Origin of the sequence: Pseudoxanthomonas sp. SGT-18 (genome assembly GCF_003931645.1) — a bacterium.
GTDB lineage: Bacteria > Pseudomonadota > Gammaproteobacteria > Xanthomonadales > Xanthomonadaceae > Pseudoxanthomonas.
Genome location: NZ_RRYJ01000013.1, coordinates 75,979 through 95,157 on the forward strand (window position 1 = coordinate 75,979; position 19,179 = coordinate 95,157).

The 19,179-nt window shown below is 73.2% G+C and carries 18 protein-coding genes; 9 read left to right on the forward strand and 9 right to left on the reverse strand.

From position 1 onward, the window contains the following. The 5 genes from EIM47_RS15060 to EIM47_RS15080 are packed head-to-tail and all read right to left on the reverse strand — an operon-like array spanning window position 1 to window position 2,874. The gene (locus EIM47_RS15060; protein ID WP_019397287.1) at window positions 1–660 is read right to left on the reverse strand and encodes a LolA-related protein; all 660 of its coding nucleotides are present in this window, start codon (window positions 658–660) and stop codon (window positions 1–3) included. Beyond that, window positions 575–1,585 (reverse strand): acyltransferase, encoded by a 1,011-nt coding sequence (locus tag EIM47_RS15065; protein ID WP_125077368.1) that lies wholly within the window; start codon window positions 1,583–1,585, stop codon window positions 575–577. Before EIM47_RS15065 ends, EIM47_RS15060 begins: the two co-directional genes overlap by 86 nt. After that, window positions 1,575–1,868: a polyketide synthase dehydratase domain-containing protein gene (locus tag EIM47_RS15070; RefSeq protein ID WP_019397289.1), complete on the reverse strand. Its 294-nt coding sequence runs from the start codon at window positions 1,866–1,868 to the stop codon at window positions 1,575–1,577. Before EIM47_RS15070 ends, EIM47_RS15065 begins: the two co-directional genes overlap by 11 nt. Window positions 1,869–1,898: 30 nt before the next feature. Next, window positions 1,899–2,579 carry a ketosynthase gene (locus EIM47_RS15075; RefSeq protein ID WP_205948734.1) on the reverse strand — a complete coding sequence of 227 codons (681 nt, stop codon included), beginning with the start codon at window positions 2,577–2,579 and terminating at the stop codon, window positions 1,899–1,901. Window positions 2,580–2,607: 28 nt separating this feature from the next. Continuing rightward, window positions 2,608–2,874 (reverse strand): phosphopantetheine-binding protein, encoded by a 267-nt coding sequence (locus EIM47_RS15080; RefSeq protein ID WP_037034862.1) that lies wholly within the window; start codon window positions 2,872–2,874, stop codon window positions 2,608–2,610. A gap of 264 nt (window positions 2,875–3,138) precedes the next feature. Between EIM47_RS15080 and EIM47_RS15085 the strand changes: the two genes are divergently transcribed. Further along, the gene (locus tag EIM47_RS15085; protein WP_232207879.1) at window positions 3,139–4,116 is read left to right on the forward strand and encodes a pteridine-dependent deoxygenase; all 978 of its coding nucleotides are present in this window, start codon (window positions 3,139–3,141) and stop codon (window positions 4,114–4,116) included. A gap of 43 nt (window positions 4,117–4,159) precedes the next feature. Continuing rightward, on the forward strand, window positions 4,160–5,485 hold the full coding sequence (locus EIM47_RS15090) for a serine hydrolase domain-containing protein (protein ID WP_019397293.1): 1,326 nt from the start codon (window positions 4,160–4,162) through the stop codon (window positions 5,483–5,485). A gap of 18 nt (window positions 5,486–5,503) precedes the next feature. Here EIM47_RS15090 and EIM47_RS15095 read toward each other — a convergent pair whose 3' ends face one another. Both EIM47_RS15095 and EIM47_RS15100 read right to left on the reverse strand, forming a co-directional pair. Further along, window positions 5,504–6,565, reverse strand: a complete 1,062-nt coding sequence (locus tag EIM47_RS15095; RefSeq protein WP_051403695.1) for a patatin-like phospholipase family protein — start codon at window positions 6,563–6,565, stop codon at window positions 5,504–5,506. 38 nt (window positions 6,566–6,603) lie between these two features. Beyond that, complete coding sequence (locus EIM47_RS15100; RefSeq protein ID WP_028915191.1) at window positions 6,604–7,995, reverse strand: AMP-binding protein; 1,392 nt, start codon at window positions 7,993–7,995, stop codon at window positions 6,604–6,606. A gap of 168 nt (window positions 7,996–8,163) precedes the next feature. Here EIM47_RS15100 and EIM47_RS15105 point away from each other — a divergent pair, with 168 nt between their 5' ends. The 4 genes from EIM47_RS15105 to hemF are packed head-to-tail and all read left to right on the forward strand — an operon-like array spanning window position 8,164 to window position 12,585. Continuing rightward, entirely contained in the window at window positions 8,164–10,557 is a 2,394-nt protein-coding gene (locus EIM47_RS15105) for a S9 family peptidase (RefSeq protein ID WP_125077370.1), read from the forward strand. After that, window positions 10,554–10,982, forward strand: coding sequence for an NUDIX domain-containing protein (locus tag EIM47_RS15110; RefSeq protein WP_028915193.1), 429 nt, complete (start codon window positions 10,554–10,556; stop codon window positions 10,980–10,982). The genes EIM47_RS15105 and EIM47_RS15110 overlap by 4 nt, the downstream gene beginning before the upstream one ends. A 57-nt stretch (window positions 10,983–11,039) precedes the next feature. Further along, the gene (locus EIM47_RS15115) at window positions 11,040–11,609 is read left to right on the forward strand and encodes a hypothetical protein (protein WP_019398310.1); all 570 of its coding nucleotides are present in this window, start codon (window positions 11,040–11,042) and stop codon (window positions 11,607–11,609) included. Between the two features lie 43 nt (window positions 11,610–11,652). After that, the gene (hemF, locus tag EIM47_RS15120) at window positions 11,653–12,585 is read left to right on the forward strand and encodes an oxygen-dependent coproporphyrinogen oxidase (RefSeq protein WP_019398311.1); all 933 of its coding nucleotides are present in this window, start codon (window positions 11,653–11,655) and stop codon (window positions 12,583–12,585) included. Window positions 12,586–12,984: 399 nt separating this feature from the next. On the opposite strand, the gene polA is transcribed toward hemF, so the two are convergent. Beyond that, window positions 12,985–15,765: a DNA polymerase I gene (polA, locus tag EIM47_RS15125; RefSeq protein ID WP_125077371.1), complete on the reverse strand. Its 2,781-nt coding sequence runs from the start codon at window positions 15,763–15,765 to the stop codon at window positions 12,985–12,987. Window positions 15,766–15,863: 98 nt separating this feature from the next. Between polA and EIM47_RS15130 the strand changes: the two genes are divergently transcribed. Beyond that, on the forward strand, window positions 15,864–16,160 hold the full coding sequence (locus EIM47_RS15130) for a DUF2782 domain-containing protein (protein WP_028915195.1): 297 nt from the start codon (window positions 15,864–15,866) through the stop codon (window positions 16,158–16,160). Window positions 16,161–16,172: 12 nt separating this feature from the next. On the opposite strand, the gene soxR is transcribed toward EIM47_RS15130, so the two are convergent. Further along, complete coding sequence (soxR, locus tag EIM47_RS15135; RefSeq protein WP_125077372.1) at window positions 16,173–16,643, reverse strand: redox-sensitive transcriptional activator SoxR; 471 nt, start codon at window positions 16,641–16,643, stop codon at window positions 16,173–16,175. Window positions 16,644–16,708: 65 nt separating this feature from the next. Here soxR and EIM47_RS15140 point away from each other — a divergent pair, with 65 nt between their 5' ends. Then, complete coding sequence (locus EIM47_RS15140; protein WP_019398315.1) at window positions 16,709–17,260, forward strand: NAD(P)H-dependent oxidoreductase; 552 nt, start codon at window positions 16,709–16,711, stop codon at window positions 17,258–17,260. A gap of 62 nt (window positions 17,261–17,322) precedes the next feature. After that, window positions 17,323–19,170, forward strand: a complete 1,848-nt coding sequence (locus tag EIM47_RS15145) for an ABC transporter ATP-binding protein (protein ID WP_199728414.1) — start codon at window positions 17,323–17,325, stop codon at window positions 19,168–19,170. Window positions 19,171–19,179: the final 9 nt, after the last annotated feature.

Consider the following 19,179-nt stretch of genomic DNA (forward strand, 5'->3'; position numbering starts at 1 on the left):
TTACTCCGTGGCGCCGTGGCAGAGCGCGGCCAGGGCCTGCGCGTCCTCGACCCCGGCCGCGGCCGCGGCGGCGCCGGCCATCAGCGTGCGCTGCGGCTCGCCGCGCACCGGATGGCTTTCCACGCACAGCAGTTCGGCGTTTCGGCCATGCACCTCGATCCGGGCCAGCGAACGCGCCAGCTTCGGGTCGCGCGGCTGCAAGCGCAGGGTCCAGGCCTGCAGGGTGCCGGCGGACTGCACCTGGTAGGTGCGCTGCAGGCGCTCCAGGTCGCCCGCCAGCAGCGCGCCGAAGCCGTCCTGGATCGCCTCCAGCTCCGGCACCTGCTGCAGCGACACCCGCCGCGGCGCGCGCCCGGCACGCTCGATCACCGCCTCGCCGGCGGCCAGCGTGGTGGTTTCCGCGTACGGCACCCGCACCTCGCGCACCAGGCGGCCGTCGGCCTCGCGCCGGTACTGGCCCTCGATGCGTAGCGGCTTGCGCAGCATCGCCGACTGCCGCACCTCCACGAACCCGGTGTGGCTGGGCGCCGGCTGCGCCACCGCGCGCAGGATCGCCGCCGGGGCCGGCGCGGTCTCAGCGGCTGCCGGCAGCGCGGTCGCGCATGCCAGCAGCAGGGCCGGCAGCAGGCGCCGCGGCGCCGGTCGGGAGGGATGCGTCATCGTCGTTCCAGAAGTCGAAGAAGTTGAACCAGTTGTACTCGGCACCGCGGGCGTAGTGCTCCAGGCGCGCGGCATAGGCCGCCACCTGTTGCCGCAACCACTCCGCGCGCCCTTCGCGCCCCGGCGGCGGCGTGGCCACCGGATCGAGGAAAGGCTCGAAGCACAGTTCGTAGCGGTTGCCGCCGCGGTACAGGCCGAAGCACAGCAGCACCGGTGCGTGCAGCGCCAGCGCCAGCCGCCACGGCGTCAGCGGCAGCCGCGCCGGGTGGCCGAGGAAGGGCACGGCCACGGTTTCCTCGTGGCCATGGACGCGGTCGACCAGCAGCGCGACCAGGGCGCCCTGCTGCAGCGCGTGCTGGATCTCCAGCGCGATCGCCGGTCCGGGCAGGGCGCCGTCGATCACCCCGGCGGCCAGCGCCGGGTCCAGCGAATCGAACACTTCGGTCAGCACCGGGTTCTGGCCGCGGTCCAGCACGATCCGCACCTGCAGCCCGGGGCGCCGCCGCGACAGCACCCGCAGCGCGTCGAAGCTGCCCAGGTGCGAGCCGAACAGCAGCGCGCCGCGGCCCTGGTCCAGCAACGCCTCCAGGTGCTCCAGGCCATGCACGTCGATGTCGAACACCTCCATGCGCCCGCCCAGCAGGAACACCCGGTCCAGGATCGTGGCCGAGAAGGTGTGGATGTGCCGCGCCACCTGCCACAGCGAGGCGCGGCGGCCGCGCACCCGCGACAGCCAGGAGCGCGAGGCGCGGCGCTCGGCGCCACGCATGCACAGGAAGTAGGCCACGATCGGGTACAGGCACAGCCGCGCCAGGCCGCGGCCGCCGCCGCGGGCGATCCCGAGGATCAGCCGGATCATGGCCCGGTTGCCGCCCTCCGGGCGCTGCTTCCACGCCGCCGTGGGCTTGCCCGGCTCAGCGGCCATCGCCGGCCTCCGCGCGCAACTGGCCGCTGGCCAGCACGGTGTCGCCGCGGCGCACCTGGAAGCGCCAGGCCGGCGGTGCGCCGTCCAGCACCACCTCGGCCTCCTCGCCGGGCAGCAGCGGATGCAGGAACTTCACCTGCGGCAATTGCAGCGGCCCCTGCGTGCCATGGGCGGCTTCCACCGCCTCCAGCACGCGCTCGAGCAGGACCACGCCGGGCACCAGCGGGCGCCCGGGGAAATGCCCGTCCAGGCACGGATCATCGGCGGGAATGGTGAAACGCATCGGCAAAGGATAGCCCGCCGCGGCCGCGGCTCAGCCCAGCAGGTCGCGCCAGAACTTCGGCCCCAGGGCCGCCATCTGGCGCAGGAAGTCCAGGCCGTTGCGGTAGGGCTGGCACGGGAAGCGGCGCTTGCGCCAGGCGAATTCGCCGAGCATGAAGCCGCCGACCACGCCGTAGTTGAGCAGGTTGGCGAACCAGGACCAGGCCTGCGGCGAAACCGCCAGCGGCGGCGTGCGCCCCAGGGCATGCAGCACCCCGCCCGGCTCCGCCCACAGCGCCAGCAGCGCATTGGCCACGGTCAGCAGGGCCAGCACCCCGGCCCAGCCGGCGGTGAGCCGGCGCGCGTAGGTTTCCAGTTCGGCGGTCATCGGCTGCCCGGCGCGCTCGTGCAGCGCGCGCACGATGCGCGCGATCAGCGGCACCCGCCCGCCCCACAGGCTGCGCGCGAACCACCACGCCAGCCAGCCGGTGAACAGCACCGGCGGTGCAAGCAGCAGCAGCTGCGGCCAGGGGCCGCCGTCGAGCCAGGCCAGGCCGGCCAGCAGCAGCCCCAGCAGGGCCAGGGCCCAAAGCCGCCGCCTCAGCAGCGGCGCGGCCAGCAGCAGCAGGACCAGGTCGGCCAAGGCGAAGCTGGCCCAGGGCCCACCGCGGGTGGTGGCGGCATGGGCCAGGAACGGATAGGCCACGCACAACAGCAGCTGCAGCGGCAGCAGCAGGGCCGGCGCGGCGCCGCGCGGGGTCTCAGCCGGCGCGCTGGGACTGCACATGTGCCGCCAGCGCGCGCAGCGAGGCGAAGATGCGGTGGTTGTCCTCGCCGTCCGAGCGCAGCTGCACGCCGTAACGCTTGGCCACCGCCAGCGACAACTCCAGCGCGTCGATCGAGTCCAGCCCCAGGCCGTCGTTGAACAGCGGCGCTTCCGGGTCGATCCCGTGCGGATCGACGCCCTCCAGGTTGAGGCACTCCACCAGGAGTTCGGCCAGTTCGCGCTCGGCTTCGGTCTGCGGCATTGCTTTGTCCACGGTCATGCAGGGCCGGCAACGATCCGGCATTGGCCGTTCCCGCGCAAGCCCGCGAAGGCCCAAGCGCGGGCCTGACGGGCCTCGCGCTATCATGTGCGCCCTTCCAGCAATGCCCGGTTTCCAGCGCATGACCGAGAACGACCCGACGGCCCCTCCGACCGCGCCGACGGCGCCCGCGGAGGAGGCAGGCGTGGTCGCGCCGGGAGGCCGGCCGTGAGCCGCCCGCTGCCGCTGCCCGGTTCCGACGCCTGCCTGCGGGTCGGCTACGCCCCGGCCCACACCCTGCAGGCGCAGCTGGACGACCCGCGGACCCTGGCCGTGTTCGGCTTCGGCGCCGGCGCGGCGGCGCATGCCGACCCGCGCTACCTGCGCGTGCCCCTGCAGCCGCTGCAGGACGAGGCGGTGATCGAGGTGTGGCGCGCCGCCGGCCCGGTCAGCCACGGCCGCCAGGGCGAAGTGGCCTGGGCCAGCGACGGCCGCCTGCTGTTCGGCGCCGTGGAAGTGGCCGAGCCGGACGGCGGCGACATCGAGGCCGCCGCGCGCCAGGCCTACCTGTGCATGGGCGCGTTCCTCGCCGCCGCCCCCGCCGGCCACCTGCTGCGGGTGTGGAACTACATGGACGCCATCACTCTGGGCGAGGGCGACGAGGAGCGCTACCGCCGCTTCTGCGTCGGCCGCGTCGCCGGCCTCGGCCAGCTCGACGCCACCCGCCTGCCGGCCGCCACCGCGATCGGCCGCTGCGACGGCCGCCGCGTGCTGCAGGTGTACTGGCTGGCCGCCGCCGGTCCCGGCACCCCGCTGGAGAATCCGCGCCAGGTCAGCGCCTACCGCTACCCGCGCCAGTACGGGCCGCAGCCGCCGAGCTTCGCCCGCGCCATGCTGCCGCCCACCGGCAGCGACATGCCGCTGCTGCTGTCCGGCACCGCCGCCATCGTCGGCCATGCCTCGCAGCACGCCGGCTCGGTCGAAGCCCAGGTGGACGAGACCCTGGCCAACATCGGCGTGCTGATCGCCTCGGCACGCCGGATCCGGCCCTCGCTGCCGCCCGCGCCGGACGCGGCCACCCCGCTGAAGGCCTACGTGCGCCACCCCGGGGACGCCGCGGCGGTGGCCGCGCGCCTGGACCAGCACCTGGGGCGGCAGGTGCCGCGCCTGCTGCTGCACGCCCAGGTCTGCCGCCGCGAACTGCTGGTGGAGATCGACGGCGCCCACGGCGTGCCGCTGGTCTGAACCCGACCCCGGGGCGTTGCAGCCCGGTGGTGCGCGTGGCCTGATGGCGGGCATCGTCCGCCACCGGGAGATCGCCATGCCGCGCCTGCGCGCCTGCCTGTCCGCCCTGCTCCTTGCCTGCGCCTTCGCCGCCGGCGCCACCCCGCCCGGCTTCGACGGCCGCGCCGGGGTCGCCCGCGTCGACCAGGCGCGCATCGACGCGGCACTTTCCGGGCTGGTCGACTCCGGCCAGATCGTGGGCGTCTCCGCCCTGGTCTGGCAGGACGGGCGCGAGGCCTACTTCGGCGCCTTCGGCCTGGCCGACCGCGAGGCCGCGCGACCGATGGCGCGCGACACCCTGGTACAGATCTTCTCGATGACCAAGCCGGTCACCGGCGTGGCCCTGATGCAGCTGTACGAGCAGGGCCGCTTCGGCCTGGACGACCCGGTCGCGCGCTACCTGCCCGAGTTCGCCGCGACCCGGGTCTACGGCGGCACCGATGCCCAGGGCCAACCGCTGCTGCTGGAGCCGCGGCGGCCGATCACGATCCGCGACCTGCTGCGCCACACCGCGGGCATGGCCGGCGGCGACGCGCCCGAACCGGTGGGCGGCTACTACCGCGCCGCCGATCCGGACAACCTCGACAACACCCTGGAGGAAGCCGTGCGGCGCATGGCCGGGGTGCCGCTGCTGTACCAGCCGGGCGAGCAGTGGCTGTACTCGCCGGCGGTGGACGTGCAGGCGCGCCTGGTCGAGGTGCTGTCGGGCATGCCGTTCGGGCAGTACCTGCAGCGCCACGTGTTCGGCCCGCTGAAGATGAAGGACACCCGCTACACCCTGCGTCCGCAGGACCGGCCGCGCATGGCCGCGCTGTACCGGCGCAGCGACGACGGCGTGCTGACCCGCATCCCGGACGAACAGGCCTATGCCCTCAACGGCCGCCAGCGCAGGCTCACCCCGGGCAGCTGGGGCCTGGTCTCCAGCCTCGACGACTACATGCGCTTCGCGCGCATGCTGCTGGGCGGCGGCGAGCTGGACGGGGTGCGGGTGCTGCAGCCGGCCACGGTGCGGCTGATGGCGACCGACGCGCTGCCGGCCGCGGTCGGCCCGGGCGAGCGCTCGTGGCTGCCGAGCAAGGGCCAGGTCGGCTTCGGCATCGACTTCGCCGTGCGCGTGGCACCGCCGGCCGATGCGGAGGAAGCTTCCGGCGAGGTCGGTGAGTTCTTCTGGGACGGGGTGGCCAATACCCTGTTCTGGGTGGACCCGGCCAACCAGCTGGCGGCGGTGCTGTTCGCGCAGTGGCTGCCGTTCGGCAAGGTGCCGCTGCACAAGGCCTTCCGCGACGCGGTCTACGCCGACGATTCCTCCGCCGCCGCGCCGCGGCCGTAGCCGCGCGCGCCGGCGCGCTCAGTTGGCCGCCGGGATGCAGTCACCCTGGTCGCGGCCCAGGCCGAAGCGCGGACGCGGCTTGCACGGCGGCAGCTGCGGCGCCTGCGCGGCGGCCCGCTTCGCCGCCTCGGCGCGCGCGGCCTGCAGGCGCTGCGCCTTGAACTTGTCCAGCGCCGCGCGGATCTGCGGCAACGCCGCCAGCGCGGCCTTCTCGCCCTCGAGGATGGCCTGGTTGCGGCGGGTGAAGTCGGCCGAGCCGTAGTCGAGCACGTTCGGGCGGATCACCACGTCGGCGCGCGCCAGCTCCTGCTCGCCCAGGCGCTGGCCCATGATCGAGATCGACTGGTTGACGATGCCCAGCATGCCGTCCGGGCGCTTGCCGGTGGCCTTGCTGGAAATGTCCACGGCGATGACGAAGTCGGCGCCCAGCTGGCGCGCCGCGTCCACCGGCACCGGGCTGACCACGCCGCCGTCCACGTACTGGTACTGGCCGATGGTCACCGGCTCGAACACGCCGGGGACGCTGCTGGAGGCGCGCACCGCCTGGCCGGTGTTGCCACGCACGAACACGGTGCGCTCGCCGGTCTCCAGGCGGGTGGCGACCGCGGCGAACGGCTTGCGCAGGCGCTCGATCGGGCGCTTGCCTACCTGCGCGTTGACGTAGTCCTGCAGGGCCACGCCCTGGATCAGGCCGCCGGAGAACAGGCGCACGTCGCGGATCTTGGCCTCGTCCAGCGCCACCGCCTTCTCCTGCAGCTGGAACGGGTCCATGCCGCCGGCGTAGAGCGCGCCGACCACGCTGCCGGCGCTGGTGCCCGCGACCACGTCCGGGGCCAGGCCGTTGGCCTCCAGCATCTTGATCACGCCGATGTGGGCGAAGCCCTTGGCCGCGCCACCGCCCAGGGCCAGGCCGATCTTCGGCGGCGGCAGCACCGGGTCGGGCACGACCGGCGCCACCGGCTGCGGCGGGGTCGGGCGGGTGTTGTCGCCACCGCAGGCCGCCAGCAGCACGCCGGCCAGCAGCGGCAGCAGCAGGCGCCAGCGGCGCGGGCGGGAACGACGGGAAGCAGGCTGGTTCACGGCGGGACTACGGGAGCGGACGGGATTGCGGGGCGATTCTAGGCCGCGTTGCCTGAGCCGGACCCGACGACCCGGGCACCCGGGCCGGCCAGCGCCTCCAGCACCGACTCGCGGCACAGCTTGCCGGTGGCGTTGCGCGGCAGCGCCGGCAGCAGGCGCACCTTGCGCGGCAGGAACACCGGGTCGACCGTGGCGCGCAGCGCGGCGACGATGTCCGCCGGCGCCAGGCCGGGGGCCACCGCCAGCGCGGCGATCCGCCCCACCCCGCCCTCGCGCTCCGGCTCCAGCTGCACCACCACGCCGTCCTCCACGCCCGGCACGGCCAGCAGGCGGCGGGTGAGATCGCCCAGCGAGGCGCGCTTGCCGGCGATTTCCAGCAGGTCGGCCTGGCGCCCGCACAGGCGGAAGCGGCCATCGGGCATGACCTCGAAGATGTCGGCCAGCACCACCGGCGCCGGCAGGTGCGGTGCGTGCACCAGGGTGCCGTCCGGCTGCGGCGCCAGGCGCACGCCCGGCAGCGGCGTCCACAGCGGGTCGCGCGCGGTGCGGCGGCGCGCGAACACACAGGTCTCGGTGGAGCCGAACACCTCGCGCACCTCGGCGCCGTAGCGGTCCTCGGCCTCGGCCGCCAGTTCCTGCGGCAGCGGCGCGGTCGCCGAGACGATCCCGGCCAGCGCCGGCAACGCCACGCCCGAGCGCAGCAGCGCGCGCAGGTGTACCGGGGTGGTCACCAGGATGCGCGGGCCGCAGGCCTGTTCCAGCGCCTCGGCCACGTCCGCCGGCAGCAGCGGGCGGCCGGCATGCACCGCCGCGCCGCCCAGCAGCGGCAGCAGCACGCTCATCTCCATGCCGTACATGTGTTGCGGCGGCACCGTGGCCACCACCTGCGGCTGGCGCCCGCCCCACAGGTCGGCCAGTGCCGCCAGGTTCTGCGCGGTGCCGGTGGCGAAGCCGGCCCAGGTCTTGGCATGCGCCTGCGGGCGGCCGGTGCTGCCGGAGGTGTAGCCGATCGCGGCCAGGTCGCCGCTGCGTACCCGCGGCGTGGCCGCGGCCGCCACCGGCGCGCCGCGCGCGGCCTCCAGCCCCGGCACGGGGATGCCGTCCTCGCCGCCCAGCCGGTAGGCGCCGCCCTCGGCATGGGCCCGGAGCACCTCGGACAAGATGCGCGGCGCCCCGGACGGCGGCAGCAGCGCCACCTGGCCGCGCAGGGCCGCGGCGCAGAAGCCGAGCAGGAAGCGGTAGCGGTCCTCGGCCAGGTGGGCGACATGGCGCGCCTCCGGCAGGCGCCCGGCCAGGTCGCGGGCCTGGGCGAGGAACTGGCCCAGGGTCACCCCGCCGCGGGCGTCGAACACGAGGACGCGCGCCGGGTCGCCCGCCGCCAGGGGCAGGTCTTCGACGGCGGGAAGGGCTGGCTGGATGACGGCTGACATCGGGCTGGGAGGTTCCTGCGACAGTCCCCGCTGCCGCACAAGACGGTACAGGATGGCGGCCGGCCCCGGCGTGGGCAAGCACGGCTGCGGGCGGGCATGACCTTCTGCCGTGGCCGCGGCGGACCGGGCTGGTACCCTGCGGCGCCAGTCCACCACCCGGTTTCGTCCATGACCCAGCCCTTTCCGCGGGCCGCGCGGCGCCTGCTGCCGCTGCTGCTGGCCGCCCTGCCCCTGGCCGCGTCCGCGCAGTCCCCGTCCGCCGCCTTCACCCTGGAACAGGCGATGGCCGACCCGGACTGGATCGGCCCGCCGGTGGAGAAGGCCTGGTGGAGCTGGGACGGACGCGAGGCGCAGCTGCTGCTCAAGCGCGAGGGCAGCACGGTGCGCGACGCCTGGCGCGTGCCGGTGGCCGGCGGTGCCCTGCAGAAGGTCTCCGACGCCGAGCGCGCCGCGCTCGACGCCCCCGACCCGGTGTACGACCCGCAGCGCCGGCGCATGGCCTTCGTGCGCAACGGCGACGTGTTCGTGCGCGACCTGGCCAGCGGCAACCTTCAGCAGCTGACCCGCACCGCCCAGGCCGAGGCGCAGCCGCGCTTCGCCTCCGACGGCGGCGTGCTGTGGCGCGCCGGCGACGACTGGTTCCACTGGCGCGCGGACGGGGTGGTCGCCCAGGTCACCACGCTCAAGGCCGCGCGCGACCCGGCCGCCGCGCCCGCGCCGGACGCCCTGCGCGAACAGCAGCTGCGCACCCTGGAAACCCTGCGCCGCGACCGCGAGCGGCGCGAGGCGCAGCGCGCGCAGGAGGAAGCCTGGCGCAAGGCCGACCCGACCCGCGCCGCCGCCCCGGTCTACCTGGGCGACGACGTGGAGATCGTCGACAGCAGCCTGTCGCCCGACGCCCGCCACCTGCTGGTGGTGGTGAAGAAGAAGGGCGCCGATGCCGGTCGCGAAGGCAGGATGCCGACCTACGTCACCGAGTCCGGCTACGAGGAGTTCGAGGACGTGCGCACCCGCGTCGGCCGCAACGACCCGGTCCCGCATGCGCTGTGGCTGGTCGACGCCGCCACCGGCCAGGTGCGCGAGCTGGCGTTCGACGTCCTGCCCGGGATCAAGGACGACCCGCTGGCGGCGCTGCGCAAGACCGCCGGCAAGGAACCGCTGAAGGGCAACCGCCCGCTGCAGGTCGGCGCCGGGGGTGCGGCGATCCGCTGGAGCGATGACGGCCGCAACGTGGCGGTGATGCTGCGCGCGGTCGACAACAAGGACCGCTGGATCGCCAGCGTGGACCTGGCCGCCGCGCGCCTGCAGCCGCGCCACCGCCTCACCGACCCGGCCTGGATCAACTGGAACTTCAACGAGTTCGGCTGGCTGCCGGACAACCAGACCCTGTGGTTCGTGTCCGAGGAAAGCGGCCACGCCCACCTCTACACCCAGTCCGGCAGCGGCAAGCCGCGCCAGCGCACCTCCGGCCGCTGGGAGGCCTCCTCGCCGGTGCCCACCGCCGACGGCCGCGGCCTGCTGTTCCTGTGCAACCGCGCCTGGCCGGGCGACTACGAGGTCTGTGCCCTGGACCTGGCCAGCAACGAGGTGCGCGAGGTCACCGCGCTGGACGGCGTGGAGGACTTCGTGCCCTCGCCCGACGGCCGCCACCTGCTGGTCCGCTACTCCGGCAGCTGGCTGCCGCCGCAGCTGGCGGTGGCCCCGCTCGACGGCGGCCAGGCGCGGGTGCTGACCGATACCCGCAGCGCCGCGTTCAAGGCCCGCGCCTGGACCGGCCCGGAGATCGTGCAGGTGCCTTCCCGGCATGGCGCCGGCACGGTGTGGGGCAAGTTCTACGGACCGAAGGACTACGAACCGGGCCGCAAGTATCCGGTGGTGATGTTCGTGCACGGCGCCGGCTACCTGCAGAACGTGCACGCGCGCTGGCCCAACTACTTCCGCGAGCAGATGTTCCACCACCTGCTGGTCGAGCAGGGCTACGTGGTGCTGGACCTGGACTACCGCGGCAGCGAAGGCTACGGCCGCGACTGGCGCACCGCGATCTACCGGCAGATGGGCCATCCGGAGCTGGAGGACTACCTGGACGGCCTGGACTGGGTGGTGGCCAACCGCCAGGGCGACCGCGACCACGCCGGCATCTACGGCGGCAGCTACGGCGGCTTCATGACCTTCATGGCCCTGTTCCGCAGCCCCGGCACGTTCAAGGCCGGCGCCGCGCTGCGCCCGGTGGTGGACTGGACCCAGTACAACCACGAGTACACGTCCAACATCCTCAACACCCCGGAGCTGGACCCGGAGGCGTACCGCACCTCCTCGCCGATCGAATACGCCCAAGGCCTGCAGGACCACTTGCTGATCGCCCACGGCATGATCGACGACAACGTGTTCTACCGCGACTCGGTGGTGCTGGCGCAGAAGCTGATCGAGCTGCGCAAGGACAACTGGGAGCTGGCCTCCTACCCGCTGGAGCGGCACGGCTTCGTGCGCCCGGACTCGTGGTTCGACCAGTACCGCCGCATCCACAAGCTGTTCGAACGCACCCTCAAGGAGCCCGCCCGATGAACATCCCCGTCGAACCGATCCGCACCGTGGCCGCGGTGATCCGCGACCCGGCCGGGCGCGTGCTGCTGGTGCGCAAGCATGGCTCGGATACCTTCATCCAGCCCGGCGGCAAGCGCGAGCCGGGCGAGGACACCCTGCAGACCCTGGCCCGCGAGCTGGACGAGGAACTGGGCGTGGCCATGCGCGCCGATGGCGCCGTCCGCCTGGGCGAGTTCGAGGCCGACGCGGTCAACGAGCCGGGGCGCCGGGTCCGCACCGAGGCCTACGTGGTCCAGGTCGAGGGCCAGCCGCAGGTGCGCGCCGAGATCGCGGAACTGGCCTGGGTGGACCCGCGCCTGCCGTTCCCGGTGAAGGTGGCCCCGCTCAGCGCCGGCCACGTGCTCCCCGCCCTGGACCGGGCGCTGGCATCCGGCGCGCTGGGCTGAGCCCCGGCGCCGGACGGCTTTCGGCACAATGCAGCGGTCGACCCGGGGAACGGATCCATGAACGCACCGCCGCCCTTGCCGCGCAACGGCTTCGTCAGCGTGCTGGCCCGCATCTCGATGCTGCTGGCGGCGCTGGCGGTGCTCGGCTCGCTGGCACAGGCGGCGCTGGCCCTGGCGGTGGGCGACGCCACCGTGGCCCGGATCGCCAGCCACGCCGCCGTGCCCCCGGCGGTGGCCTGGATGCTGGAGCAGCGGCGCCTGCTGTCGCTGCTGGGGCTGCTGCTGTCGGGCCTGTTCCTGGTCTCGTCCTGGGGCCTGCTGCGGCGCCGGGACTGGGCACGCTGGACCTTCATCGCCTTCCTGCTGGCCACCGCCCTGCTCAACTTCGCCTCGCTGGCGCTGGTCGGCCAGTTCTTCGACGGCATGGTCGGGATGTTCCCGCAGGAGTTCCTGGACAGCCGCGAGGGCCGCGAATTCATGGCCCAGATGCAGGCCAACCGGATCGTCTCGCTGGTCACCGCGACGGCCACCGCGCTGGCCTTCGCCGGCCTGCATGGCTGGCTGGCCTGGAAGCTTTGCACCCCGCAGGTGCGGGCCGAATTCCACCGCGACCCGGCAAGCCCTTGATCCCGATCAAGGGCAGGCCCGGGTCGCCCGCTAGAATGCACCCATGGATCCGAACTTCGAGCTCGTCAGGGACTACCTGACCGGACTGCAGGACCGCATCTGCGCGGCCATCGAGGCAGCCGACGGCAAGGCCCGCTTCGTCGAGGACGCCTGGACCCGCCCCGGCGAGCCCGGCGCCAGCACCCATGCCGGCGGCGGCCGCACCCGCGTGCTGCGCGAGGGCGCGGTGTTCGAGCAGGCCGGCATCGGCTTCTCCGACGTCTCCGGCAGCCGCCTGCCGCCCTCGGCCAGCGCTGCCCGGCCGGAACTGGCCGGCGCCTCCTGGCGCGCCACCGGCGTGTCGCTCGTGTTCCATCCGCGCAACCCGTACCTGCCCACCACCCATGCCAATGTGCGCCACTTCCAGGCCCAGCGCGACGGCGAGACGGTGGCCTGGTGGTTCGGCGGCGGCTTCGACCTGACCCCGTTCTACCCGTTCGACGAGGACATCCAGCACTGGCACCGCACCGCCTTCGAGCTGTGCGCGCCGTTCGGCGCCGACCGCTACGAGCGGCACAAGCGCTGGTGCGACGACTACTTCTTCCTGCGCCACCGCAACGAGACCCGCGGCGTGGGCGGCCTGTTCTTCGACGACCTGCACGAGGACTTCGAGCGCGACTTCGCCTACCTGCGCGCGGTCGGCGACGGCTTCCTCGACGCCTACCTGCCGATCGTCGAGCGCCGCAAGGACACCCCGTACGGCGAGCGCGAGCGCGAGTTCCAGCTGTACCGCCGCGGCCGCTACGTGGAGTTCAACCTGGTCTACGACCGCGGCACCCTGTTCGGCCTGCAGAGCGGCGGCCGCACCGAATCGATCCTGATGAGCCTGCCCCCGCGCGTGCGCTGGGAATACGGCTACCAGCCCGAGGAAGGCAGCGCGGAAGCCCGCCTGCGCGAGTACCTGGTACCGCGCGACTGGCTGGCGCAGGAGACCTGACACACCAGGGGATAGCGGCTGCGGCCGCCTGGGAGCTTCCGGCGTTACCGGGGACAGGGGCATGGGGGATGCCCGCCGCGCCAGGCGCGGCGACGTCCCGGCAGGGGCGCGCACGAGCGGACGCCGGAAACAAGAAGCCCCGCCAACCAGGGGGAGGTTGGCGGGGCCGAGGAACGACGGCTTGGGGAGGAGCCCCCGTTCCAGTAGATCTACTCCAGGGGAAGGGAGAGATCCGCGACAGGCGTTGCACCTGTCGAGGGTTATGAAAGCACGGGGGACATTGATGTTTCGTGAAGAAAATTCTGGAAAACCGGTCCCGTTTAGGCCGGATTCAGTAGCGCGAAGCGGTTTCTGACTGAAGCATACAGATTCGGGTGAAACCCTCGTGAAACCGGGCGTTCAGTGCGCCTCGTCCCAGTTGTCGCCCACGCCCACGTCCACCACCAGCGGCACGCTCAGTTGCGCCGCCGCCGACATCCGTTCCCGCACCCGTTCCACCAGCTCCGGCACGAACGACTCGTCGGCCTCGAACACCAGTTCGTCGTGGACCTGCAGCAGCATGCGCGCGCGGTCGGCGTGCGGCGCCAGCCACGCGTCCACCGCGATCATCGCGCGCTTGATGATGTCCGCCGCCGTGCCCTGCATCGGCGCGTTGATCGCCGCGCGCTCGGCGCCGGCGCGCTGGGCCGCGTTGCGCGCGTTGATGTACTCCAGGTGCAGGCGGCGGCCGAACACGGTCTCGACGAAGCCGCGCTCGCGCGCCTGCTCGCGGGTGCGCTCCATGTAGTCGCGCACGCCCGGGTAGCGGCTGAAGTACAGGGCAATGTAGTCCTGCGCCTGGCCGCGGTCGATGCCCAGCTGGCGCGCCAGGCCGAACGCACCCATGCCGTACATCAGGCCGAAGTTGATCGCCTTGGCGGCTCGGCGCTCGTTGACCGTCACCTCCTCCAGCGGCCGCCCGAACACCTCCGCCGCGGTGGCGCGGTGGATGTCGGCGCCGGAGGCGAAGGCGCGCAGCAGGCCCGCGTCCTGCGACAGATGGGCCATGATCCGCAGCTCGATCTGCGAGTAGTCGCAGGCCACCAGCTTGCGCCCGGGCGGGGCGACGAAGGCACGGCGGATGCGGCGGCCGTCGTCGGTGCGGATCGGGATGTTCTGCAGGTTCGGATCGGACGAGGACAGCCGGCCGGTGGCCGCGCCGGCCTGGTGGTAGCTGGTGTGCACCCGGCCGGTCTCCGGGTTGACCATCTCCGGCAGCTTGTCGGTGTAGGTGCTGCGCAGCTTGGCCAGGCCGCGGTACTCGAGGATGATCCGCGGCAGCTCGTGCAGGTCGGCGATCGCCTCCAGCGCCTCTTCGTTGGTCGAGGGCTGGCCCTTGGGCGTCTTCACCAGCGCCGGCAGCTTCAGCTCGTCGAACAGCAGCGCGCACAGCTGCTTGGGCGAGTCCAGGTTGAAGCTGCGCCCGGCCAGTGCGGTGGCGCGCTCCTGCGCCTCCAGCATCCGCCGCGACAGGTCCGCGCTCTGCCGGCGCAGCTCCTCCATGTCCACCAGCACGCCGTTGGCCTCGATCCGCTCCAGCACCTGCACCAGCGGCATCTCGATGTCGCGGTACACGGCCTGCAGCTGCGGCTCGCCCTGCAGGCGCGCCGACAGCACCCGGTGCAGGCGCAGGGTGATGTCGGCGTCCTCGGCGGCGTAGCGGGTGGCGTCCTCCAGCGCGCACTGCGAGAACGGGATCTGCTTGGCGCCCTTGCCGCAGATGTCCTCGTACTTGACCGTGGTGTAGCCGAGGTGGCGCAGGGCCAGGCTGTCCATGTCATGGCGGGCGTTGCCGGAATCGAGCACGAAGCTCTCCAGCAGGGTGTCGTCGGCGTAGCCGGCCACCGGCACGCCGTGCCGGCGCAGCACGTGCAGGTCGTACTTGCCGTGCTGGCCCAGCTTGCGCACCGCCGGGTCGGCCAGCAGCGGGCGCAGCAGGTCCAGGGCCTGGCCACGCTCCAGCTGCGCCGGCGCGCCGGGATAGTCGTGGCCCAGCGGCAGGTACGCGGCGCGGCCGGGTTCGGCGGCGAAGCTCAGGCCGACCAGGCGCGCGCGCATCGGGTCGAGGCTGTCGGTCTCCGTGTCCAGGGCGAAGCTGCCGGCGGCGCGCAGGGCCGCGATCCAGGCCTGCAGCTGCTCGACCGTGGTGATGGTCTCGTACTGGCCGGGCGCGGCCAGGGCCGGGTCCAGGCCCTCCGGGGCGGCGGCCGCGGCGGTGGCGAAACCGGTGCCGCGGGCGCGGCCGGGCTCCTTCTCGGCCACGTTGCCGGTGGCCGCGCCGCCTTCCAGCTCGCGCAGGGCCTGGTTGAAGCCGTAGCGGGCGTACAGCGCGCGCAGGGTGTCCACGTCCGGCTGGCGCAGCACCAGCGCCTCCGGACCCTGGGCCAGGGCCACGTCGGTGCGGATGGTCACCAGCTCGCGGTTGAGCGGCAGGCGGTCCAGGGCCGCGCGCAGGTTGTCGCCGATCTTGCCCTTGATCGAGGGCGCGGCGGCGATCACCCCGTCCAGCGAGCCGTACTCGGCCAGCCACTTGGCCGCGGTCTTGGGGCCGCACTTCTCCACCCCGGGGACGTTGTCGATGGTGTCGCCCATCAGCGCCAGCAGGTCGACGATGCGCCCGGCCGGCACCCCGAACTTCTCCATCACCGCCGCGTCCGAATCCATGCGGCTTCCGGTCATGGTGTTGACCAGGGCGATCGAACCGGCGCCCCTGCCGGGCTCGCGCACCAGCTGGGCGAAGTCCTTGTCGCCGGTGGAGATGGTCACCTCCATGCCGGCGTCGGCACCGCGGGTGGCCAGGGTGCCGATCACGTCGTCGGCCTCCACCCCTTCCACCCGCAGGATGTCGATGCCCAGCGCCTGGACGATGTCGCACATCGGCTGCACCTGGGCGCGCAGTTCCTCGGGCATCGGCGGGCGGTTGGCCTTGTACTGCGGGTACAGCTCGTCGCGGAAGGTCTTGCCCGGGGCGTCGACCACGAAGGCGACGTAGTCGGGCTTCTCCTTGAGCGTGGCCCGCAGCATGTTGACCACGCCGAACAGCGCGCCGGTGGGCTCGCCGGCGGCGTTGGTCAGCGGCGGCAGCGCGTGGAAGGCGCGGTAGAGGTAGCTGGAGCCGTCGATCAGGATGAGCCGTTTCATCGGGGCATTCTAGCGGCCCGTGCCGGTACCGGCCGGGAACGGCGCGGCGCGCGCGCCCGGCTGGCGCATAATGACCGCGTCCACACGGAGAACCCGCGATGCGCACGCCGATCCTGACCGCCGCCACGCTGGCCAGCCTCCTGCTCGCTGGCTGCGCCACCACCGCCACCGCCGACGCACCGGTGGACGTCAGCGGGGCGGAGGTCGCCAGCCGGGTGCTGGAGAATGGCGACCGGGTGGACGAGTACCGCGTGGCCGGCCAGCTGCGCATGGTCCGCATCACCCCGGTGCGCGGCCCGGCGTACTACCTGTACGACCGCGACGGCGACGGCACCCTGGACCGCGACGACGCCGAGGACCTGCCGCAGGTCTACTGGAAGCTGTTCTCCTGGTGAGCCGCGCCGGGCTCAGCCCGGCTCCAGCCGGCGCGCGCCCGGACCCTGCCGGCCCAGCACGTCGCCCGGGTTGCGCAGCGGGCACTCGCGCAGCGACAGGCAGCCGCAGCCGATGCAGCTGTCCAGCTGGTCGCGCAGGCGCACCAGGCGCTCGATCCGCGCGTCCAGTTCGGCGCGCCACTTGTGCGACAGCCGCCGCCAGTCGGCGCGGGTCGGCACCTTGTCCTGCGGCAGGGTCGCCAGCGCCTGCGCGATCTCCGCCAGGGGGATGCCGGCGCGCTGCGCCACCTTGATAAGCGCCACCCGGCGCAGCACCGCGCGCGGGTAGCGGCGCTGGTTGCCGGCGCTGCGCTCGCTGCGGATCAGGCCGCGGGCCTCGTAGAAATGCAGCGCGGAAACCGCCAGGCCGCTGCGCCTGGCCACCTCGCCCACGCTCAGCCAGTCGCCGCCGCGCGGATGCGCCGGACCGCGGGATGCCGCCATCGCTTGACCTCAAGTTTGCTTGAGGTCCTAGCCTGCCACACCCCCAAGACGAGGAGCGTCCGCGCATGCCCGACCCCACCCTGCGCCTTGCCCTGCTGTACGGCAGCGACCGCCGCCAGCGCTTCTGCGACACCATCGCCGCCTGGGCCGTCGCCCACGCCGAGGCGATGGGCGGCTGGAGCATCGACCGCCTCGACCCGGCCACCCCGGAGGGCCGCGACGGCGCGGCGCTGGAACGCAAGGTCCGCGAGGCGGACGCATTCCTGGTGGTGACCCCGGAGTACAATCACGGCTACCCGGCCGCGCTCAAGGCAATGATCGACGCGGTCTACATCCCCTGGCAGGCCAAGCCGGTGGCCTTCATCTCCTACGGCGGCCTTTCCCGCGGGCTGTGCGCGGTGGAGCAGCTGCGGCAGGTGTTCGCCAGCCTGCACGCGGTGCCGCTGCGCGACGGCGTCAGCTTCGCCCACGCGCGCGACCAGTTCGCCGCCGACGGCACGCTGCCGGGCGGGCACCCCGCGCACAAGGCGATGCGCCTGGCCCTGTGGCGCCTGCGCTGGTGGGCCGGCGCGCTGCGCCAGGCCCGCCTCCTGATTCCCTACGACGCCGCCGCCTGAACGGCCCCCGCAGATCCCCGATGGACGCACCCGCCCAACCGACCCCGTCCCGCCGCAGCTGGCTGTTCCGCTGGTTCGAACGCCGCATCGACCCGTACCCGCCGGCGCCGGTGGTGCAGCCGCCACGCTCGCTGTACGCGTTCTGCCGGCACTACACCCGCGGCACCGAGCCGTGGCTGGCGCTGATGGCGGTGCTGACCACCGCGATCGCGGTGACCGAGGTGTCGCTGTACGCGTTCACCGGCTCGATCGTGGACCGCCTGTCCAGCCACACGCCGGCCACCTTCCTGGCCGAGGAAGGCTGGAAGTTCGCCGCCATGGCCGCGGTGGTGCTGGTGGTGATGCCGGCGCTGAACCTGCTCAGCTCGCTGGTGATCCACCAGACCCTGCTGGGCAACTTCCCCATGCGCATCCGCTGGCGGGTGCACCGCTACCTGCTGCGCCAGTCCATGGGCTACTTCCAGGACGAGTTCGCCGGGCGCATCGCCACCAAGCTGATGCAGACCTCGCTGGCGGTGCGCGAGACGGTGATCAAGCTGCTGGACGTGGGCAACTACGTGGTCGTGTACTTCGGCGGCGCGCTGCTGGTGGCGGCCTCGGCCGACTGGCGGCTGATGCTGCCGTTCGCCGGCTGGCTGGTCGCCTACGCGGCGCTGCTGCGCTACGCGATCCCGCGCCTGAACAAGGTCGCCCAGGAGCAGGCCGACGCGCGCTCGACCATGACCGGCCGGATCGTGGACAGCTACACCAACATCGCCACGGTCAAGCTGTTCTCGCACTCGCGCCGCGAGGAGGAGTACGCGCGCGGCTCGATGGACCAGTTCCTCGGCACCGTGCACCGGCAGATGCGGCTGGCGACCTTCGTCAACGTCAGCAACGACACCCTCAACATGCTGCTGCTGTTCGCGGTGGCCGCCAGCGGCATCGGCCTGTGGATGCAGGACGCGGTGAGCGTGGGCGCGATCGCCGTGGCCATCGCCTTCGTGCTGCGCCTGATGGGCATGTCGCAGTGGATCATGTGGGAGATGTCGGCGCTGTTCGAGAACATCGGCACGGTGCAGGACGGCATCAACTCCATCGCCCTGCCGGCCGCGGTGGACGACAGGCCCGAGGCGAAGGCGATCGGCCCGGTGCGCGGCGACATCCGCTTCGACCACGTGACCTTCCACTACGGCAAGAAGGGCGGCGTGATCGAGGGCCTGGACCTGCACGTGCGGCCGGGCGAGAAGGTCGGCCTGGTCGGCCGCTCCGGCGCCGGCAAGTCCACCCTGGTGAACCTGCTGCTGCGCTTCTACGACCGCGAGGGCGGGCGCATCCTGGTCGACGGCACCGACATCGCCACGGTCACCCAGGATTCGCTGCGCGCGGCGATCGGCGTGGTCACCCAGGACACCTCGCTGCTGCACCGCTCGGTGCGCGAGAACATCATGTACGGCCGCCCCGACGCCACCGAGGAGGAGATGGTCGAGGCCGCGCGCCAGGCCAATGCCCACGACTTCATCATGGAACTGGTCGACGCCAAGGGCCGCCGCGGCTACGACGCCCAGGTCGGCGAGCGCGGCGTCAAGCTGTCCGGCGGCCAGCGCCAGCGCATCGCCATCGCCCGCGTGCTGCTGAAGAACGCGCCGATCCTGGTGCTGGACGAGGCCACCTCGGCGCTGGACTCGGAGGTCGAGGCGGTGATCCAGGAGAACCTGTACCGGCTGATGCAGGGCAAGACGGTGATCGCCATCGCCCACCGCCTGTCGACCATCGCGGCGATGGACCGGCTGGTGGTGATGGACCAGGGCCGGATCGTCGAGCAGGGCACGCACGAGCAGCTACTGGCCGCCGGCGGGCTGTACGCGCAGCTGTGGCAGCGCCAGTCCGGCGGGTTCCTCGAGCTGGAGGCGGAGGCCGCGGCGCCCTGAACCGGCGCC